Annotated in this window: 12 protein-coding genes; 6 read left to right on the top strand and 6 right to left on the bottom strand. The window is 40.8% G+C overall.

What is annotated here, in order from left to right:
- The first annotated feature begins 404 nt into the window (after nt 1-404).
- The 3 genes from QR722_RS11070 to QR722_RS11060 all read left to right on the top strand — a co-directional run bounded on the left by QR722_RS11070 (nt 405) and on the right by QR722_RS11060 (nt 6,925).
- Complete coding sequence (locus QR722_RS11070; protein ID WP_286282909.1) at nt 405-3,311, top strand: TonB-dependent receptor; 2,907 nt, start codon at nt 405-407, stop codon at nt 3,309-3,311.
- 133 nt (nt 3,312-3,444) lie between these two features.
- Nucleotides 3,445-4,941: a tryptophan halogenase family protein gene (locus QR722_RS11065; RefSeq protein WP_286282908.1), complete on the top strand. Its 1,497-nt coding sequence runs from the start codon at nt 3,445-3,447 to the stop codon at nt 4,939-4,941.
- A 112-nt stretch (nt 4,942-5,053) separates the two neighbouring features.
- Nucleotides 5,054-6,925: an alpha-amylase family protein gene (locus QR722_RS11060; protein ID WP_286282907.1), complete on the top strand. Its 1,872-nt coding sequence runs from the start codon at nt 5,054-5,056 to the stop codon at nt 6,923-6,925.
- 36 nt (nt 6,926-6,961) lie between these two features.
- Here QR722_RS11060 and QR722_RS11055 read toward each other — a convergent pair whose 3' ends face one another.
- A complete protein-coding gene (locus QR722_RS11055) occupies nt 6,962-7,870 on the bottom strand; it encodes a dienelactone hydrolase family protein (RefSeq protein ID WP_286282906.1) in 909 nt (302 codons plus the stop codon).
- 627 nt (nt 7,871-8,497) lie between these two features.
- Nucleotides 8,498-8,668, bottom strand: coding sequence for a PDDEXK nuclease domain-containing protein (locus tag QR722_RS19405; RefSeq protein WP_353506911.1), 171 nt, complete (start codon nt 8,666-8,668; stop codon nt 8,498-8,500).
- Nucleotides 8,669-8,814: 146 nt separating this feature from the next.
- Between QR722_RS19405 and QR722_RS11050 the strand changes: the two genes are divergently transcribed.
- Both QR722_RS11050 and QR722_RS11045 read left to right on the top strand, forming a co-directional pair.
- Nucleotides 8,815-9,300 (top strand): ATP-binding protein, encoded by a 486-nt coding sequence (locus QR722_RS11050; RefSeq protein ID WP_353506881.1) that lies wholly within the window; start codon nt 8,815-8,817, stop codon nt 9,298-9,300.
- Nucleotides 9,301-9,503: 203 nt separating this feature from the next.
- Nucleotides 9,504-10,445 carry a PEP-CTERM sorting domain-containing protein gene (locus QR722_RS11045; protein ID WP_286282905.1) on the top strand — a complete coding sequence of 314 codons (942 nt, stop codon included), beginning with the start codon at nt 9,504-9,506 and terminating at the stop codon, nt 10,443-10,445.
- 21 nt (nt 10,446-10,466) lie between these two features.
- Here the strand turns inward: QR722_RS11045 and QR722_RS11040 are convergent, their stop codons facing one another.
- Entirely contained in the window at nt 10,467-10,670 is a 204-nt protein-coding gene (locus QR722_RS11040) for a GNAT family N-acetyltransferase (RefSeq protein ID WP_286287648.1), read from the bottom strand.
- Between the two features lie 631 nt (nt 10,671-11,301).
- On the opposite strand from QR722_RS11040, the gene QR722_RS11035 reads away from it, so the two are divergent.
- Nucleotides 11,302-12,708: a S41 family peptidase gene (locus QR722_RS11035; RefSeq protein WP_286282904.1), complete on the top strand. Its 1,407-nt coding sequence runs from the start codon at nt 11,302-11,304 to the stop codon at nt 12,706-12,708.
- A 714-nt stretch (nt 12,709-13,422) separates the two neighbouring features.
- Here the strand turns inward: QR722_RS11035 and QR722_RS11030 are convergent.
- The 3 genes from QR722_RS11030 to QR722_RS11020 all read right to left on the bottom strand — a co-directional run bounded on the left by QR722_RS11030 (nt 13,423) and on the right by QR722_RS11020 (nt 17,664).
- Nucleotides 13,423-14,097, bottom strand: a complete 675-nt coding sequence (locus tag QR722_RS11030) for a hypothetical protein (protein ID WP_286282903.1) — start codon at nt 14,095-14,097, stop codon at nt 13,423-13,425.
- A 2-nt stretch (nt 14,098-14,099) separates the two neighbouring features.
- Nucleotides 14,100-16,370 (bottom strand): PKD domain-containing protein, encoded by a 2,271-nt coding sequence (locus QR722_RS11025; protein WP_286282901.1) that lies wholly within the window; start codon nt 16,368-16,370, stop codon nt 14,100-14,102.
- A gap of 166 nt (nt 16,371-16,536) precedes the next feature.
- On the bottom strand, nt 16,537-17,664 hold the full coding sequence (locus tag QR722_RS11020; RefSeq protein WP_286282900.1) for a LuxR C-terminal-related transcriptional regulator: 1,128 nt from the start codon (nt 17,662-17,664) through the stop codon (nt 16,537-16,539).
- Nucleotides 17,665-17,729: the final 65 nt, after the last annotated feature.

The following is a 17,729-nucleotide window of genomic DNA, read 5'->3' as shown; positions in this document are numbered from 1 at the left end:
CAAATACTAGTATTGGTATTTTGAATCAATTTATTTCACAAGTTATTTACATGCTGTAAAATATTTGCTAATTTAACTTAATCGTTTAAGAAGTCTGGCTGATTAGCTAGGTGCAGGACAAGTTAAAACCAAGAGTTAGCTTGCCTATTTCGTTCTACTAAATAGTGAGTCACCGTTGTGAGGCTTGCAGTATTATTTAGGCAATTTGTTTGGATCAAACCTAGGCTTAGCAATATGATTTGGGGCGCAAAAAACCGCCAAACAGCTAAGTTTTAACAAAAATTAATTTTTAATTAGTAAGTTATTTAGCAGTCGCGATCTGATTTACTTTTTACAGTGATGCAACGATTTCTTAACGGAAGTTTTGAAGTATTTCGTTGTTAAACATAACAATGGGGTCACACATGAAACACACACACTTATTTAAACCAGCGCTGTTGTCGCTTGCCGTATCGACAGCAATGTTTTCCCATCACAGCTCAGCGCAAGAAACCGCTGCGCAAGATAATAGCGTTGAAGTTATTTCCGTTAAGGGCATCAGAGGCTCATTAATAAGAGCCCAAGCCGTTAAAATGGAAAACTCCTCCATCGTTGAAGCAATTTCTGCAGAAGATATAGGTAAATTACCCGATTCATCCATTGCCGAGTCATTAGCCCGTTTGCCTGGTATGGCGGGCGAGCGAGTGGGTGGACGTACTTCGGGTATATCGGTTCGTGGTTTTAAAGAGGATTTTACAGGTACCTCATTAAATGGTCGCGAGTTAATTGGTATTGGCGACAACCGTGGTGTGGAATATGACTTGTATCCTTCTGAGATTATGACGGGCGCGACCATATATAAAACGGCTGATGCTGGACTGATGGTTCAGGGCATTGGTGGTACTGTTGATTTGCAGACTGTACGTCCGCTACAAGCTCAAGAAACCTTAACTGTAAATGGCAATTATGAGCTATCAGGTCGTGACTCTGACAACCCGGAGTTTGACAATAAAGGGCATCGTTTGTCTCTGTCATTTGTAGAAAAATTTGCTGACGATACGGTTGGTTTAGCGGTGGCACTTGCTACCACTGAGTCGCCTAATAACCAACGTAAGTATGGGGTGTGGGGCTATAATACCAATGATGAAGGCCAAGTGACCCCTTCAGGACTAGACAGCCAGGCCATCAGTACGGTATTGGAACGCGATACCATATCTGTAGTTTTACAGTTTCAACCTACTGACAATCTAGATATTATCGTAGATGCGTTAGACATCAGTTATTCTGACTCCGGTGTGATTCGCGGCTTTATTGAACCCTTCTCTGCAGGAGCAATGACAGGTACCGGCACTAACACCACGGGAACCCAAATTGAGGCCAACCCAGTACTAAGAACTGACCCGTCACAAAAAGACGGTGATCTACAGGTATTCGGCTTGAATGTGGAATATCATGTAAATGACAACTGGTCGGTAGAGTTGGATGTAGCCAACAGTGAGTCTACCAAGCGCGATTTACGCGGTGAATCTTATGCAGGATTGGCCCGTTCTGGCGCTTTGACCAGTGATCAATTGGGAACTCGTGATTTCGTTATGAGCTCAGACGGTATTTATTTCACCGGCTCAACTGGTTTGGATGCGTTTTCTGATCCAAATGCTTTGCAACTTACTGGTCCACAAGAATGGGGCGGTGGTTTAGCCAATTTGGCAGATCAATTTACCAGTACTGAATTAACCGCTAACGGCTCGCCATACACCTACCTTAATGCACAGGATGGTTTCTTAAACTATGCCGATTTTAGCGAAGAGTTAACGACCTATAAGTTTGAGGTTGTGGGCTTGCTAGACGGTGATGTATTTACCAAAGTCACCGCGGGTGTGAATTACAGTGACAGATACAAAGATAAAGAAAATAAAGGCTTCTTTGCCACAGCATCTTCTTATCCTTCATCTAGCGCTATACCGCAACAATACCTTTATAACGGCTTGGCAGATTTAACCTGGGCTGGAATGGGTTATGTGGTTGCCTATGATGGTTTTGCCCCTTATGAAGACGGCGAATATACCTTGAATGATGCTGGCTTACTCGAACCTGACCGTTTAGGCGACACCTATATCGTTGAGGAAGAAATAACCACAGTCTACGCTAAAGTAGATTTTAACACTGAGCTGGGCGGTCTTCCGGTTATGGGTAATATCGGCTTACAGTATGTGCAAACTGACCAATCTTCATCTGGATATACGGGGGTGGTAGGTGCTAACTTTGCGGTTTGTGATGCAAATGGTGACCAACAAATAGATGCAGACTGTATAAAATTTGTCAGCACCGATTATAGCCATGTATTACCAAGCTTAAACGTCAGCATGGAAGTAGCTGATAATAAATTTGTACGCTTTGCGGCAAATAAAACTATCAGCCGAGCCCGTATTGACCAAATGAAGGCATCTGGTTTTGTGAAATTTGACCAGAACATTGATTTAATTGCTATTCCTAATAGCCAAGCTGCGGTTGATCAGTATGGCTCGCCTTGGTCTAAGTTTGCGGGTAACCCATTACTTAAACCTCTTGAAGCTAATAATTTTGACGTATCATTTGAGAACTATTTTGATGATGAAGGCTATGTATCGGCCGCGGTCTTTTATAAAGACTTAGTCAACTGGACTCGAGACGGCAACTTACCTATTAACTTTCGCAGCGATGAAACTAATGACGGTGCGGACTACTTCATTGCTGGATTCCATGACCGTGTAGCAACTGAAGATGGCGAATACGGCCCCGCAAAAGTGTTTTATGCGGCGGGCGATTTGATTACGCCACCAGATTACGGCACTTTCTCGTATTTCGAAGATGGTTTAACGGGAACAGTGAAAGGATTAGAGCTAACGGCGAATGTACCCTTTAGTATGTTTGCTGATGAGCTGGAAGGTTTTGGTGTTGCCGCTTCTGCGACCTTAATTGATGCAGAGCTAGAAGATGGTACCAGCATTCCAGGACAATCAGACCGAACCTATTCACTAACGGCCTATTACGCTAAAGGTGGTTTTGAGGTTCGAGTTGCCGGAACAGATCGTTCAGAGTTCAGTACCTATCAACGTGGCGGCTCTAACAAAATAGAGACGGCGACACGAAATGGTGTAACTTTATTAGATGCCCAAATCAGTTATGACTTTGAAAACCATGACAATGATTATTTGCAGGGTTTGCGTGTATCGCTACAAGGCACCAATCTGACCGACGTAGATGAGGAAACCGTCAATGACGATGGCATCGTGACCACCCGTCGTCAATTTGGTCCTTCTTATATGCTGAACTTTAATTACTCGTTTTACTAAATAACGCCCGTTATATCGTCTAGACCTCTAAAGTTGTGAGACTTTAGGGGTCTTTTTTTTGTCTGTCCGTGTATTATTGATTAATAAGCATTATGCAAAGCATAAAAACTAATCAGTGTAGTTAAGGTGAAAAGTGAATAAACCTTTTAAGATTGTGATTTTAGGTGGCGGTACAGCCGGATGGATGGCTGCCAACCTTTTTGCCAACCAATGGCGCCAGCAGAACATTCAGATTACCCTAGTTGAATCACCTGATATTGGCATTGTGGGTGTAGGGGAGGGCTCAACCCCTTCTTTGAAGCACTTTTTCCAACAGCTTAATATCGCTGAATCTGACTGGATGCCAAGATGCAATGCTACTTATAAGGTTAACATTCGTTTTGCTGGTTGGAGCCCTGCGTCTGGAATCGCACAATATAGTCACCCCTTTGTGTGTCAAACCGATACCTTCACGAAGCGGGACTTTTACCTTAATTGTCGCACTCGTAGGTTGGGCTTAGATACCCATGTGGTACCTGAAGATTTTCTCTTGAACGGGTGGTTGGCAAAGCAAAACAAAGGCCCGCTAGCGCCAGAAAACTTTCCCTTTGAGATGGAGTATGGCTATCATTTTGATTCCCATCTACTTGGTCAGTTTTTAGCTGAACATGGACAAAAACTTGGGGTTATCCATCGGCAAGAAATCGTTACCTCAGTTGAGACACACGACAACGGTGACATAGCCCGATTGCAATGTGAATCTGGGGCACATATCGACGGAGACTTATTTGTTGATTGTAGCGGCTTTGCCGCGGTATTAATGCAACGGACTCTGGGGGTTAAGTTCCAAAGCTACAAAGAAAACTTATTCAACGACGCCGCTGTGGTGATGCCGACTCCAATAAAACAAGTCATCCCGGCTGAAACTATTGCTACCGCCTTGACCAATGGTTGGGCTTGGAAAATCCCCTTAACTAATCGCTACGGAAATGGTTACGTTTATAGCTCTGATTTTATTAGTTCAGACCAAGCCGAGCAAGAATTACGTCTACACTTGCAAACCCTTGATGATCCCCAGGCCTGTCGACACTTAAAGATGCGTGTCGGTCAATTAGAGCAGCATTGGGTTAAAAACTGCATTGGACTTGGCTTGTCTCAAGGTTTTATTGAGCCTTTGGAAGCAACGGCATTGCATTTGGTACAAGTATGTATTGAAACCTTCATTACTGAATTTGAAAGCGGCAAATTTACCGCTCAACACCAACAAAAATACAACCAACAAATCTCTGAACGCTTTGAACGGGTAAGGGACTATGTCGTAGCGCATTATAAATTGAATACTCGGGATGATAGTGAATACTGGCGAGTGAATCGAAATAATGAAAATTTATCCGATTCGTTGCTAAATATTTTACATGTGTGGTATCAGCGTGAAGATTTACAAACGGAAATCAATCGTCAGCAAATCAGCAGTCATTTTGATACCATTTCCTGGCATTGTTTACTGGCGGGTTATGGTGCATTTCCACCACTAGCAGCCAAGCAGCCTCGCCAAGGTGATATGTATCTGGAAAAAAGCATTGAGCAATTCAATTACCGTTGCGCATTGAACTTTAGTTCTCATCAGAGCAATTTGAATCAACTAAAATGATTGTATAAACGGAACAAGATAGCGCTGAATACGTATGCAGATGGGATGTTAATGAACCGTTAAGCCGTTAATATTTACTTATCATGTACAGTGTTAACAAGTTGATTAATCCATGTCGAAATATCGATTAACAGGCTATTTATGCATTACCTTATTATTAGGTTGTCAAACCACCATTGAGGGGGAAACTATGCAGGACTCCCAAGCGCTGGGCAAACCTGTGGTCTATCAAGTTTTTACTCGTTTGTTTGGTAATACCCAGACCTTAAATAAGCCTTGGGGAACCGCCGCTGAAAATGGTGTCGGTAAGTTTGACGATTTCAGCCCCGCTGCACTGCAAGGCATTCGTGAGCTTGGTGTGACACATATCTGGTACACCGGCGTTCCTCATCATGCTGTGATAGCCGACTATTCCGATTACGGTATCTCGATAGATGATCCAGATGTGGTCAAAGGTAGAGCCGGCTCGCCCTATGCGGTAAAAGATTATTATTCGGTCAATCCTGATTTAGCCAATGACCCAGCAAACCGACTGGCAGAATTCGAACAGTTGATTCAACGCACCCATCAACAGGGTATGAAAGTCATCATTGATATAGTGCCCAATCATGTCGCCCGTAATTATCAATCTATTGACAAACCTGCTGGTATCACTGACTTTGGTGAAAACGATGATCCGAGCTTGGCGTATTCCCGCGACAATAACTTCTACTATATTCCAGAAAACGACTTTCAAGTGCCTGAACTGTCATTAGACAGTCAACTTCCTGCTGACGACAGTATGCGGCTAGCCGACGGTAAGTTTCATGAATCCCCGGCCAAATGGACGGGCAATGGCTCGAGGCTGCCTCAGCCGGATGCAAATGATTGGTATGAAACTGTCAAAATAAATTATGGTGTACAGCCCAACGGTGAGCTCGACTTTCCCCGTTTACCCCGTGCTTATAAAGACAAAGATTATATTGCGCATTATGAATTCTGGGCTGATAAATCAGTACCTGATTCATGGCTTAAATTCGAACATATAGCCCACTACTGGTTAGACAAAGGCATAGATGGTTTTCGTTATGATATGGCTGAAATGGTACCGGTAGAATTTTGGAGTTATCTCAATTCATCGATTAAAACAAAAAATCCACAAGCCTTCATTTTAGCTGAAGTGTACAACCCGCAATTATACCGAGATTACATTCAGCTGGGTAAAATGGATTATCTATACGATAAAGTAGAATTTTACGACAGTCTGAAAAAGGTCATGCAACAACAAGCTGGCACTGATGAGCTGGAGCTTATCCAAGCCTCAATGGCGGATATTGAACAGCATATGCTGCATTTTCTGGAAAATCATGACGAACAGCGTATAGCCAGTCCTGAATTTGCTGGTGACGCCCAATGGGGATTACCTGCAATGGTGGTTTCTGCACTCATTAGCCGTTCTCCTACTATGTTATATTTTGGACAGGAAGTGGGCGAGGACGGCAGTGAACTTGCAGGGTTCGGCAAACCCTCTCGGACCAGTATTTTTGATTACATTGGCGTGCCAGCGCATCAAGCTTGGATGAATAATGGCAAGTTTGATTCAGGACAGTTAAGCGAGCAACAAAAAGCTTTGCGTGAATACTATCGAAAATTACTTAACTTATCCGCCTCACTTCCTGCCATGCAAGGGCATTATGCCAGTTTACACTCCGCCAATCGATGGGGTCAGAGTAACTACAGTAGCAAGCATTTCTCTTTTGCTAGGTGGAATGAGCAGCAACAATTAATAGTGTTGAGCAGTTTTGATTCAGACAAGAGTGCAGAATTTGACTTGCTGATCCCCGAGCAGCTTATTGCAAAATGGCAATTAGCAGACGGACAGTATCAGCTAACAGATTTACTCACAGAAGCTGATATGACTATGAAGGTAGTTAACGGGGAGGGTAGGATTGGAGTAAATTTGGCATCAAGGACATCCTTAGTACTAGCGCTACAGCGAGATTAGGTGATGATTTCATTCACCACCTTCAGCACAGATCATTTATCGCAAATGTTGATTGAAAAAACTCACTGTCCGTTGCCAAGCTAATTCTGCTGCTTCTGGGTCATAACGGCCAGTAGAGTCGTTATGAAAACCGTGATTTGCATTCTGGTACATGTGCATAGTGTAGTCGACGTGATTGTCTTTTAAATCCTGTTCGTACTCAGGCCAGCTCGCATTAACTCTTTTATCCAATTCTGCGAGCTGGACTAACAGTGGCGCTTTGATATTTTTGCGCAGTTCTTTTGTGGCTGGCGTGCCATAAAAAGGGACGCCCGCACTTATAACATCAGGTATCGATGCGGCTAGCATATTGACTATGTAACCGCCGAAACAAAAACCGACAGCGCCAAGCTTGCCATTACCAGATGGATGGGCTTGTAAAAATTTTGCCGCCGCAATGAAGTCTTGCTCAATTTTCGCCCGGTCCATCGAGCGCTGCATGTCTCTACCTTGATCATCATTACCTGGATAGCCTCCAAGTGGGTGCAATGCATCTGGCGCAAACGCGATAAATCCGGTTTTTGCTGCGCGTCGGGTAACATCTTTGATGTAGGGATTAAGGCCTCTATTTTCGTGTACGACTAAAATTAGTGGTGCTTTAGCAGACATCTCACTGGGAGTAACCAAGTAACCTCTGCCGTCTCCATGCCCCTTTTCCGAGGGAAAGTTCAAGTAGGTTGCTTTAATATCAGGGTCGTTAAATGAAACTTGTTCTGCCAAGGCATAGTTGGGCAACAACGCCGAGGATAGCACCGACATACTAAAACCCATCGCAGCAAGGGATCCCAGTCGAGATAAGAATGTACGTCGGTCTATTATTCCGTGGGCATATTGATCGTACCAATCGAAAGCTTCTTGGGGAATGATTTGTGCTGACTGATCGTCATTCTGAACTGGAGCGCTCATAAACATTTACCTATCTAATAAAATATTAAGCTTAACTACAACAATAATATGTATTGCTTGTGTTTACGATCACAAAATAATTAACGGCGTGTATAATTTTTACTTTTAGCAGTGCAGATTAAGACAACATTGATTGCTCTTTTCGCCAGTTTCAATGTTTGTAACTCGTATACTTAATAAACGGACATTTGGGCGGTTTTGTGCCAATTCCCGCCATTTCGGCCTCAATATTATTTGACCATTTATAAAGCGGACTTTTCAAAACAGTACATTGACAGTAAGCAAAGGGCAGTTTGCAGCCCTTGATATACGCTCGGTTTTTGAAACATCCCAACGTCATCCTTGCTAAGGCAAGAATGACGTTGGGATGTTTCGTAAGAAGCTACATTATGGCGGCTATTGCCATCGTAGAGTCAACAAATTCTAAATGGCCGTTTCTCGAGGGCTATCCGGTCGTTAACGCTAAAAATTGTTTTGGCTAAACAAATCTTACTTTTCGTTGATATTCGAAGCAAAATGATCGACCTACTGCTCTATGGCTGGTAATCGCTCTTCGATTTCTTTTGGTAGCCTGTCACTGATAGAGTTTTCGGCAATGCTGATGGGGTTCGCATTGTTCCTTAATGCTTACCCAGCGACTATTTTATTCCGATGCTTACAGAGCAACAAGCCAATTGTGGGTGCATCATTTTCAGTTTTTATTTGTTGATCAACACGGTTTAAATAAAAGTTTAGCTGGCCAGTGTGCTCTGGTTTGAATTCGCCGACTTTAAGCTCGATTACAATATAGCAACGCAGGTTTATATGGTAAGCATTAAACAGCTAGAGGATGACAGGGCACTGTTGACGCTGATATTTCTCACGATTTACCCACGCCACTGACCCGTATTCGATTAGTCAGTGAAATGTTGCTCGTAGATCAATAATGGGGGAAAGAAGGCATAGTGCATGACATTAAGGATATGAACGACATCATTGATTATGTTTGCCAAGACAATCAGGAAAACCGCGAAGACATTAACTTAAATGATCTAATAGAAGACGTAGTACAGGCAAGAAATATAGCAGAACACCATCACATAGAAACCCGACTAGAACCGATACCAGTTGCCAAAATACACAGGATAGCCATAAAACGAGTTTTGGATAACTTGATCGTAAATGCATTTCGTTATGGCAGCGATAATATCTTGATTTTATCCGGCATCAACAAAAAACAAAAATCAGTATTCTTCACAGTTAGAGATTATGGGAAGGGTATCCCCAACGAACAGATTGAAAATCTATTTCAGCCCTTTACCCAAGGCGATAAGGCAAGAGGAAGTGCAGGTTCTGGCCTTGGGTTAGCAATAATCAAACGCATAGTAGGCTTGCATGAAAGCGTTGATGAATTGGCGAATCATCCAGATGGCGGATTATCGCTACGGTAACCCTACCTTTGCGATAATCTCATCAAATTTTTCATAGTGCAGGTGTCGGCTATTTTTACGTAATTAATTATCTTGAATGAAAAAAATAAAATAATCACTTGTAAACAAACGCTTAGAGTTTTGGCCTGATACATGCTTAATTATATATAAAGCAAAAAGCAAAAAGCAAAAAGCAAAAAGCAAAAAGCAAAGATGAAAAATTCATGAAAAAAATAATAATTATCTTATTCAATCTTGGTCTACTGACTATTTCGCAAAGTGCAATGTCAGGTACTATTGTCACTGAGTGGGATTTTGCAATGGAAGCGGGAATTCTAAATCCGACGTTTCAATACGGGGCTAGCACACCGCCAGGACAAGCTTACACTCCAAACGTTAACATCAATTTTGGTGGTAACTCTGACAATGGATTTACATCAATTTTATCGTCGGGAAATATACACGACCACATTTGCTGGGGTGTGGGTGTTCCCGCGACTGGCGGCGCTCAAAGTTGCATTGAATTTGGCGACGATATAATTAATGATGGGATTGGCGGTAGCAATGATTTGTCAAGAGTTAACAACACAGTAACTACGTCCTCAGCACTTGGATCATTATTGTTTGAAGATGGGACATCAATAATTCACCGCAATTATGATATCACCCCTCCATATTTATCCGGTTTTTCCCTACTAAATGGATTAACATTGTCAAATGTTGCTGTGCTAGGTGGAGTTTATTCTGTTCCAGAATTAGAAATGAATATCATCACCAATGAAGGAAATGCTGGAGAGCCGTGGGCTCCAAATGATGCTTTCATTGTATCATCACTTTTTGGTGCTGAGCTTCTTGAAGTTAATATTACCGAAAAATATTTTGATATTGCGACAACTATAGATCTAACCGGGTTGCTACCATCTGATTTTCATACAGAGTATCAAATTGTTCGACGCTTTAGTGGTCTTGACCTGATTGCTGATCAGTCAACCAATACCTTCGGATTTATTGCCAATGAAAATCTAGATAATTACTTAACAATGCAGTTTGCCGTACGTGCAGTTACACCTAACGCAGTTCCAGAGCCCTCAACTATTATGATATTTGGTTTAGGGCTATTACTTGCAGTCGGTTCTACAATTCGTAAGAAGTTATCCATAGAATAACTAATCTTCTGCAATATAGCGTTAAACAAAGTACTCACTAGCATCAGGAATTTTTTCCAAATACTTAACAACATATGAGCACTGTGCAACTGCTTTTTTATTATCGCTTTTAATTTGTTTAAATACGTATTCTAAAAGAGTTTTTGCTAGGCCTTTTCCAGCAAGTTCTTGCGGAACGATAGTGTGAGTTAGGGGCATGTTGCCATCTTGAACATCGTAAGTAATATAGCCAATAGTAAATCAAGGGGTCAATCAAGGGGTCAGCAATCACGGGGGCAGAGTAAAAGAAACTGATTTAATTTTCCCGTAAGTGGCATGGCGATTGAGCCTTTTGGAAGTTACCAATGAACGAGTGCATTTCGCTCGAAGCCGTCTGTCACTTCAAGTGCCAATTCCGGTCATTCCGCACTTTTGATAGTAACTTCGGGTTAACGCCCAAAGCGGACCATATAGGGTGCCAGTCGAATGGTAAAAATGAAGCGAGTCTCGGTCATACAATTAAGTTGCCGTGAAAATCGTATCTCTGAGAAAGCAGCCGCTGGAAATTTATAATCTTAGAGTATTATCTTTATTCACACTAGATTATATGATTTGAGTACAAAAAAATGGGCAGGCCTAGCCTACTTTTGGTTCATGGGCGTCTTTTACAAATACACATGAAGAATGTTTGAATATCTACCATATGTTTCTCACTAAACACAAACTTACAATTCCATGCTTACGTCATACAAAAACATCATGCTAACTTGATTCTTAGCGCATCAGGGATAATTAAATATATTTCCTGTTTGTATCTTCTATATGAGAACCAACAAAATTAGGTTTACTAATTTAATATCAGGATGAAAGTTAAAAAATGAAAAACTTATTATTTTTAGGTATTGTCATCTTAAGTGGGGTCTTCAATGTTCAATCAAAAGAAATCGATATAGATAGCGATAGAAATATAAAATTCCCGCCAAAAGGTGACTTGATTTCAGTTAATGATTTGCAAAACGACGTGGCGGAGTTAAAGAGCTTGCTATTAACAGTTCATCCTAATCCTAGTTTCACTATGAATATTGCAGAGGTTGAGCTTCAACTAAATAAACTTACACAAGCAATTGTAGCTCCAATGACACAGATTGAAGCTTGGAAACATTTATCTCTGATGAACCCATTTTTTAATGATGGTCATATGGTTATTACATATCCAGAATACTACCGACGTTTAAGCGAACATATGGATAACGGCGGGCGGCTTTTTCCCCTTCAAGTTAGAATCGATAAATCGCAAAATATCTATGTTACGGGTGTTGAAAACGTTGATGGAAATATCAGAGTAGGTGACAAAATAGCTGCAATCAATGGGGTAACAGCATCAGAAATTGTTGGCAATATTCTAAACAGAATGCATGGCGATACAGCCAGTAACCTGCGAGCATTCGGCGCGGAGAGATTTGCCAAGATGTATTGGTTACTGTATGGAGACACTGGCTATTACCAAGTCGATATTGATGATAATAGTGAACTTAGACGTTATTCTATTACTGGCAGTAACAAGAAAACTGGGAGGGAGAACTCTGATATTAGTGATTTTGTACAACGTAAAATATTAAAAGATGATATTGGTTACATACGAATCGACCGATTTTACTATTCCCCTGAGCAAGAAGAGCCTTTTTTTAACTTTATGAAAGAGTCATGGTTGGAATTCCGAGATGCAAATGTACAAGATGTCATAATTGACGTCCGGAATAATCCTGGAGGAACGGATCACTATTGGCAGATAGGAATTGCCCCTTATGTGGCTCAAGAATCTTTCTCATTTCTATCACGATTCAAAATTCGAATGACAGAGCGTAATATTAGGTTAGGGCCTTTTAAAGGTGAATTAGGAACCCTAGTCGAAGGATCTTATGACGAACTAATTCCTGTCGAGGAGCTCAACGACCTCCGCATACCTGGTAAAGCCTATTTGTTGATGGGTCCTTTGAGTTATTCTTCAACCGTTTTGTTTTTGACTGCATTTCAAGACTCACATCAGGCTGTAATCGCTGGCGATTCTAGTGGTGCGAGGTCATGCACTACGGGCAGAATTCAAACGTCAATTTTTGGCGGTTCGAAACTAGAACTAACAATGCCAACAGCAATTTTTACACGACCTGCCGGTCAAGATTTGTGTAAAGAATCGATTAAACCAGACATTTTAATATTAGATGAACCATCAGACCCTAATATTGCAGTGACTAAACTAGCAAAATCCATTATTGATAGGCGATAAATTCTCTTGGTAATGACACTTGTCCAATTAAGTCAGATTGCTATTTCTCGCTCAAATTTGATTTTTGATGGAAACGGCTGAATGTCTGGTTTCTGCTAACGGACTAAACCCCTCTCGCGGCATGGTTGCCGCTTCAACTATTTAAAACTCCCACCATTACTGACCCGCTTCTAAGCTAAACAGAGTGAATGGCAATTCAGTGTGTCCGACAGTTAACTGATAATCTAAATATTTGGGGGCGCTCACTGAAAGAGCAACGAATGATCGTTATAGGGACTTGAGTGATATGGCAGTAGCACGCCCAAAGCGCACGGAATAACTTCTGAGGACGAAGGGTAGTAATGACCGCTCTCCAGACATCCGATTAACTAGCCGTGAAGATCGCCTTTACTGAAAAGCGGTCAATCATAATCATCCATTTAATGCTAATTTTGTAGTTAAAACCATGAACTAGGCTTGAATAGTGTGAATTATTCAGTGGTAATTGTCATAGCCAAGAAAATATCATTACAATCAATGTTTACTTGAATATGAATATTTAAAAATATATTAAATCGACTTGATGCCAATCGAGCCAATCCTAATACAAAAATAGCAAGTGTGGATGGAGCGAGATTGATACCAGCCTCGGGGACAGCTCATTAGTTTAACACCCTTAAATAATCACATGGAATTTCTAACACTCTCTTATTTTGCTTATTTTAGTAATCATTTTTATTCTGGAAGAATTACTTCACTTCCCTTAGTTCGCATGTTCCACTCCCATTCACATATTTTAGCGGAGTCGTGTTTTACAGTAGAGCGCCCGCTTCCGATAAAAACAGGGGACGAATAATCATCGCTCGCTTCGTAGTCAAAGTTAACTGCAAATTCCCAAACGCCAAATGAATCGTCATCTGCTACTGAAATTGCATTGCTAACGGGATCCCATGCCCCTACTACGGAGTAAGAATCATCAGGTTCATTGTAGGATATTGTTACGCTCTGGGTATCAATATCAAAACGCCAATTCTCAGTAAAAGTTTCTGTTGATCCAACTGGGTATTCATCCTGACAGTTAGAATTGTCAGCATAGGTGTAAGTCAGAACCGTTGTTGCAATTAGGTTTAAAGGAAAAGATAGTGGGATCTCAAGATCTACTGAAGTAGTTCTGAGGCTCATATCAAAATCTTTTTCTTGGCCAGAAAACAAAACGGTATATTCTTGGTGCTGTGCATTTTCGATATTGACGATGGCTTGCATTGGATCACCGGGTAGCGCTTCGATGAACAAATATTCTGGAAATATTTGCCAAATAACGGAAGCCTTATCAAATTCTTTTTTAGCTTTATTTGCAGCAGTGGCAACAAGGTGAAATTGGTTTTCATTGTTTTCATTGCCCTTTGCCAACGTTATTTCTGATAATGCGAATAAAAATTCAGGGTCGTCAGAATAAGACTGACATAGATTGCTCTTAACTCCCAAATCCACAATTTTGGAATAGATAAAGTTTTTTTGATACCAAGATTACATTCAGGAAAATACGATAAATTTAATTTACTAAGCTGGGTCTGTTGTAACGCATCGTCACCTCGCAAATAGGCCAATGAATCAGCAAATTCTGCGTCTACTTCGAGTTTAATATGGGGCTCAAGAGAAAAATACAAACCTGCCACTTTATATGCTCTCAGTTCAATCTCAGGCACTAACTTAATTTCAGCTTCGGCTTTTACAAATGCCTCGACCTTGGGGATAGAATCGTTAGAAATACTCTGATAATTGTCAGAAGTACTTGTCCATTTATCTTCATTTTGATTGTATCGAGTACCCGCCTGAATTTTAATTGTTTTGCTTGCAGTAAATTCCACATCTAAACCGGCTGCAATGAGTGCGCTAAGTTCAATTGATGGAGCAAAGATTAGCTCTAAATATACGGGTACAGGGCCAGCAAAAAATTTCATGGGCAGTGTGACTTCAGACAGGTTAATTTTACATTTTCCAGTTAAAGCGGTAGTTGAAAATTTACCCTTATTTTCTGTCACATATTCGATGTTCATGTCAAATAAAACATGAGAATCATCCAGACCGTGTATAAATGACCAATCAAAATTTATATCGAGTTTCGGGTCGATATTTAATGTTGTAAGGGTAATAACCATTTCAGTGGCAACCCCTTCAGCATTTCCAGAAGTATTGTCTTTTATGGTGATCGATTTTTTTATCGGGTCGATTTCGTATTCCATGTCTGAATTATCCTCACACTCGAATAAAGCGACCTGACTTAGTTGGGGTTGATTTAACAAAGTGGTTATTCTGCTGCCCGATTTTCTCATCGGACTCATAGCTAATTTCCGTGACCCAGCAATGTTAAGTAAAGATTGATTTTGTGATGTGGCAGTAAAAATATCTCCACCCAATGTCGGAATATCTAACTTTAAGGCAATTTGCCCTATGTCGATAACATCCTCCAACATAGCATCTGAGGTTAACACTTCATAGGTACTGCCAAGGTCAGTGATCTGCTCAATACGTTTCAAATAGCCTGCTGAGGTGCTGTCCTCAACATAAATAATACTATTCAGAGCTGGCAGAATTAGTTCGCTATTTTTATTTAACGTCAATGTGTTTTGGAAAACAGTGACCGTCCCAAGCTTAAGTTCGGCGGCGGTTTTGAAGTCTATATCGTCATGCAGAACTATGGCAGTTCGCAGTGTTTGCATGGAATATTCTTTACTACTATTGCTGTTATTGGCTTTATCAATAGCAATCAGTTTGAAAAAATAGTCGGTGTGAGCATTGAGCCCTGTTGCTTGGTATTCTAAAAAGTTAACGCCTTCTACAAGTAAAGTAGCGTTTGATGGGGTGAAACCGGGTTCGGTTGATGAATGTAGCTGATAGACTATATCTGACTGCGAGGTTTTATTGTCGCTAACCTCATTCCAAGACAACGAAATTGCATCACTGTTAGCCGCGTACAATACGGCAATATTAGGGGTGATGGGGGGTAGTGTATCAATGGTTTTAACTTCAATAGATATAGTTGAAGTACTGCTAGCACCATCGTTATCCGTTGCTGTAATTTGAAAGGTTAGGGTTTCATCTGTACTAACATCTGGGGCTATAAAGCTTACATTTGCAGATGATGGATTATCTAGTTGTACATTGGTACCAGAAATTTGCGTCCAATTGACACTGTTAATTGTGCCATCTGGGTCATCTGCTAAACCAACAATATTTACTGTGGCAAGTGCTTCTACGGTTTGATCTCCTCCCGTATAAACTGTTGGTGACTGATTAACTCGCTTAACAATTATGCTGACAGAATCATTTGCATTTGTACCACTGTTGTCAGTGACAATGAGCATGAACGTTAAGGTTTCATCAGCATTAATATCCGGTGCAGTAAAGCTTGTACTTGCTGATGTGTCGTTGCTAAGAGTAACTGTAGTCCCCGCTGTTTGTGTCCAGCTATAACTTGAAATTGAACCATCAGAGTCAGCGGCTGTTCCAGTTAAACTCACTGTCGTTTGTTCATTAACTGTTTGATCATTGCCAGCATTGACTGTTGGTGCCTTGTTAGCAGGTGGATTTGAGCTTCCCGAGTTTCCCGCAGAATCTGAACTTTCCCCACCACAAGCAGTTAACAATAAACAAATAAAAATGAGTAAACTAAATTTTGACATATCCTGACCGTGTTATTAAATTTATGGCTTGGCCAACGCCGATCAAGAATCATTCCAAAAAAATAAATCACTTTAAATACATAAGCATAAATTTTTTCTGGCAAGCTAACATCAACAATCTGTAAGAAAATTAAACTCACCTATTTAGGTGAAAAGGCATTAAATTTTAAGAGCGAAACAAGCCTAAAGTGACCATTAATTCAGCCTGCGAGTGGATGTCCATCTTCTTATAAATAGCTTTTAAATGAGTAGCGAGCGTGTTGTAAGTAACACCCATTTCAATAGTTAGTTGTTGCAATTTTTTCTTGCGGTTAATTGCTTGAATAAGCAGCAATTCTTTAGGGGTCAAACCAAATTGTTTTATCAACGTCGACCAGCGTACCGCGTTTTGTTTGGTTAAAGTGATTAAGCAACAGGGTTGGTCTATGTCTACAAATTCTGAGTCTCGAGTCAAAGGTGCGATACTCAACAGCAACGTTTCACCGGCCGAGCGCTCAAACAAAATAGATTCCTGTTCACCAAAAGCATGTGGTTGATTTACACATTGTGTCAGACATTGATTAAGCCGCATCTGATAAGCAGAAGGAGCCAGGGTTAAATGCTGATCAATGACCTTAATATCCTCATGTTCTTCCAGCTCTTGATTAGCAAATAAATTGGCAAGCAGTATACGTCCATTCTCATCACACACCAGCAAGCCTTTATCCGATTGATCAAGTATGCTCTTACTAATAGACGAATATCTCTTATATAGGGTCAAGTCCTTGTAAATTTTTGTGGCTCGGCTGAGATGCGGGGTGAGTAACTTAATTAACTCAAAATCGTTAGCATCATAAGCCGCGTCATCGGGGCCTCTATTGATTGAATAGATGGACTCATATACTCCGTCTCTTACCAAGCAGCCTCCTAACGCGTAGTGAGACTTCATAGGTAACATAATGCGTTGATAGAAATCCGAATCAATCAGTAAGTTTGCATTCAAATGTTCATTAATATAAATCGCTTCGCCTTCTGATAAATGACCAGTAATTTGGAGATAGGGATCATCAAAGGTACTGGATAAATATTCTTGCAAGATCTTTGGGTCGTAATCAAAGTTTGTTCTAACCTCAAAGCCAATAGGACGAGGTTGATCTAACTTTTGTAGAAAAAAAATAGCTTTGTTTGAGTGGGTGATATGCCTAAGACGCTCCATAACCTCAGACCAATGACCGTCCAAACCCGCTTGGTATATTTGCCCTATCAGCTCAGAGACAAAGTTTAATGGGATAGTATTTATATTCCTTATTTCCATATATTTTATCCAAATAGGCTAATCGTTGTTATATTGAGACTGTATATTTTATTAATTATTAGTCA

Origin of the sequence: Aliiglaciecola sp. LCG003 (assembly GCF_030316135.1) — a bacterium.
Classification (GTDB): domain Bacteria; phylum Pseudomonadota; class Gammaproteobacteria; order Enterobacterales; family Alteromonadaceae; genus Aliiglaciecola.
This window is presented reverse-complemented; position numbering and strand designations above follow the sequence as displayed.

Bases quoted from the DNA above. Each gene is read 5' to 3' on its own strand.
- QR722_RS11070 (WP_286282909.1), top strand. From the start codon at position 405: ATGAAACACACACACTTATTTAAACCAGCGCTGTTGTCGCTTGCCGTA.
- QR722_RS11035 (WP_286282904.1), top strand. From the start codon at position 11,302: ATGAAAAACTTATTATTTTTAGGTATTGTCATCTTAAGTGGGGTCTTC.
- QR722_RS11020 (WP_286282900.1), bottom strand. From the start codon at position 17,664: ATGGAAATAAGGAATATAAATACTATCCCATTAAACTTTGTCTCTGAG.
- QR722_RS11025 (WP_286282901.1), bottom strand. From the start codon at position 16,370: ATGTCAAAATTTAGTTTACTCATTTTTATTTGTTTATTGTTAACTGCT.
- QR722_RS11060 (WP_286282907.1), top strand. From the start codon at position 5,054: ATGTCGAAATATCGATTAACAGGCTATTTATGCATTACCTTATTATTA.
- QR722_RS11055 (WP_286282906.1), bottom strand. From the start codon at position 7,870: ATGAGCGCTCCAGTTCAGAATGACGATCAGTCAGCACAAATCATTCCC.
- QR722_RS11045 (WP_286282905.1), top strand. From the start codon at position 9,504: ATGAAAAAAATAATAATTATCTTATTCAATCTTGGTCTACTGACTATT.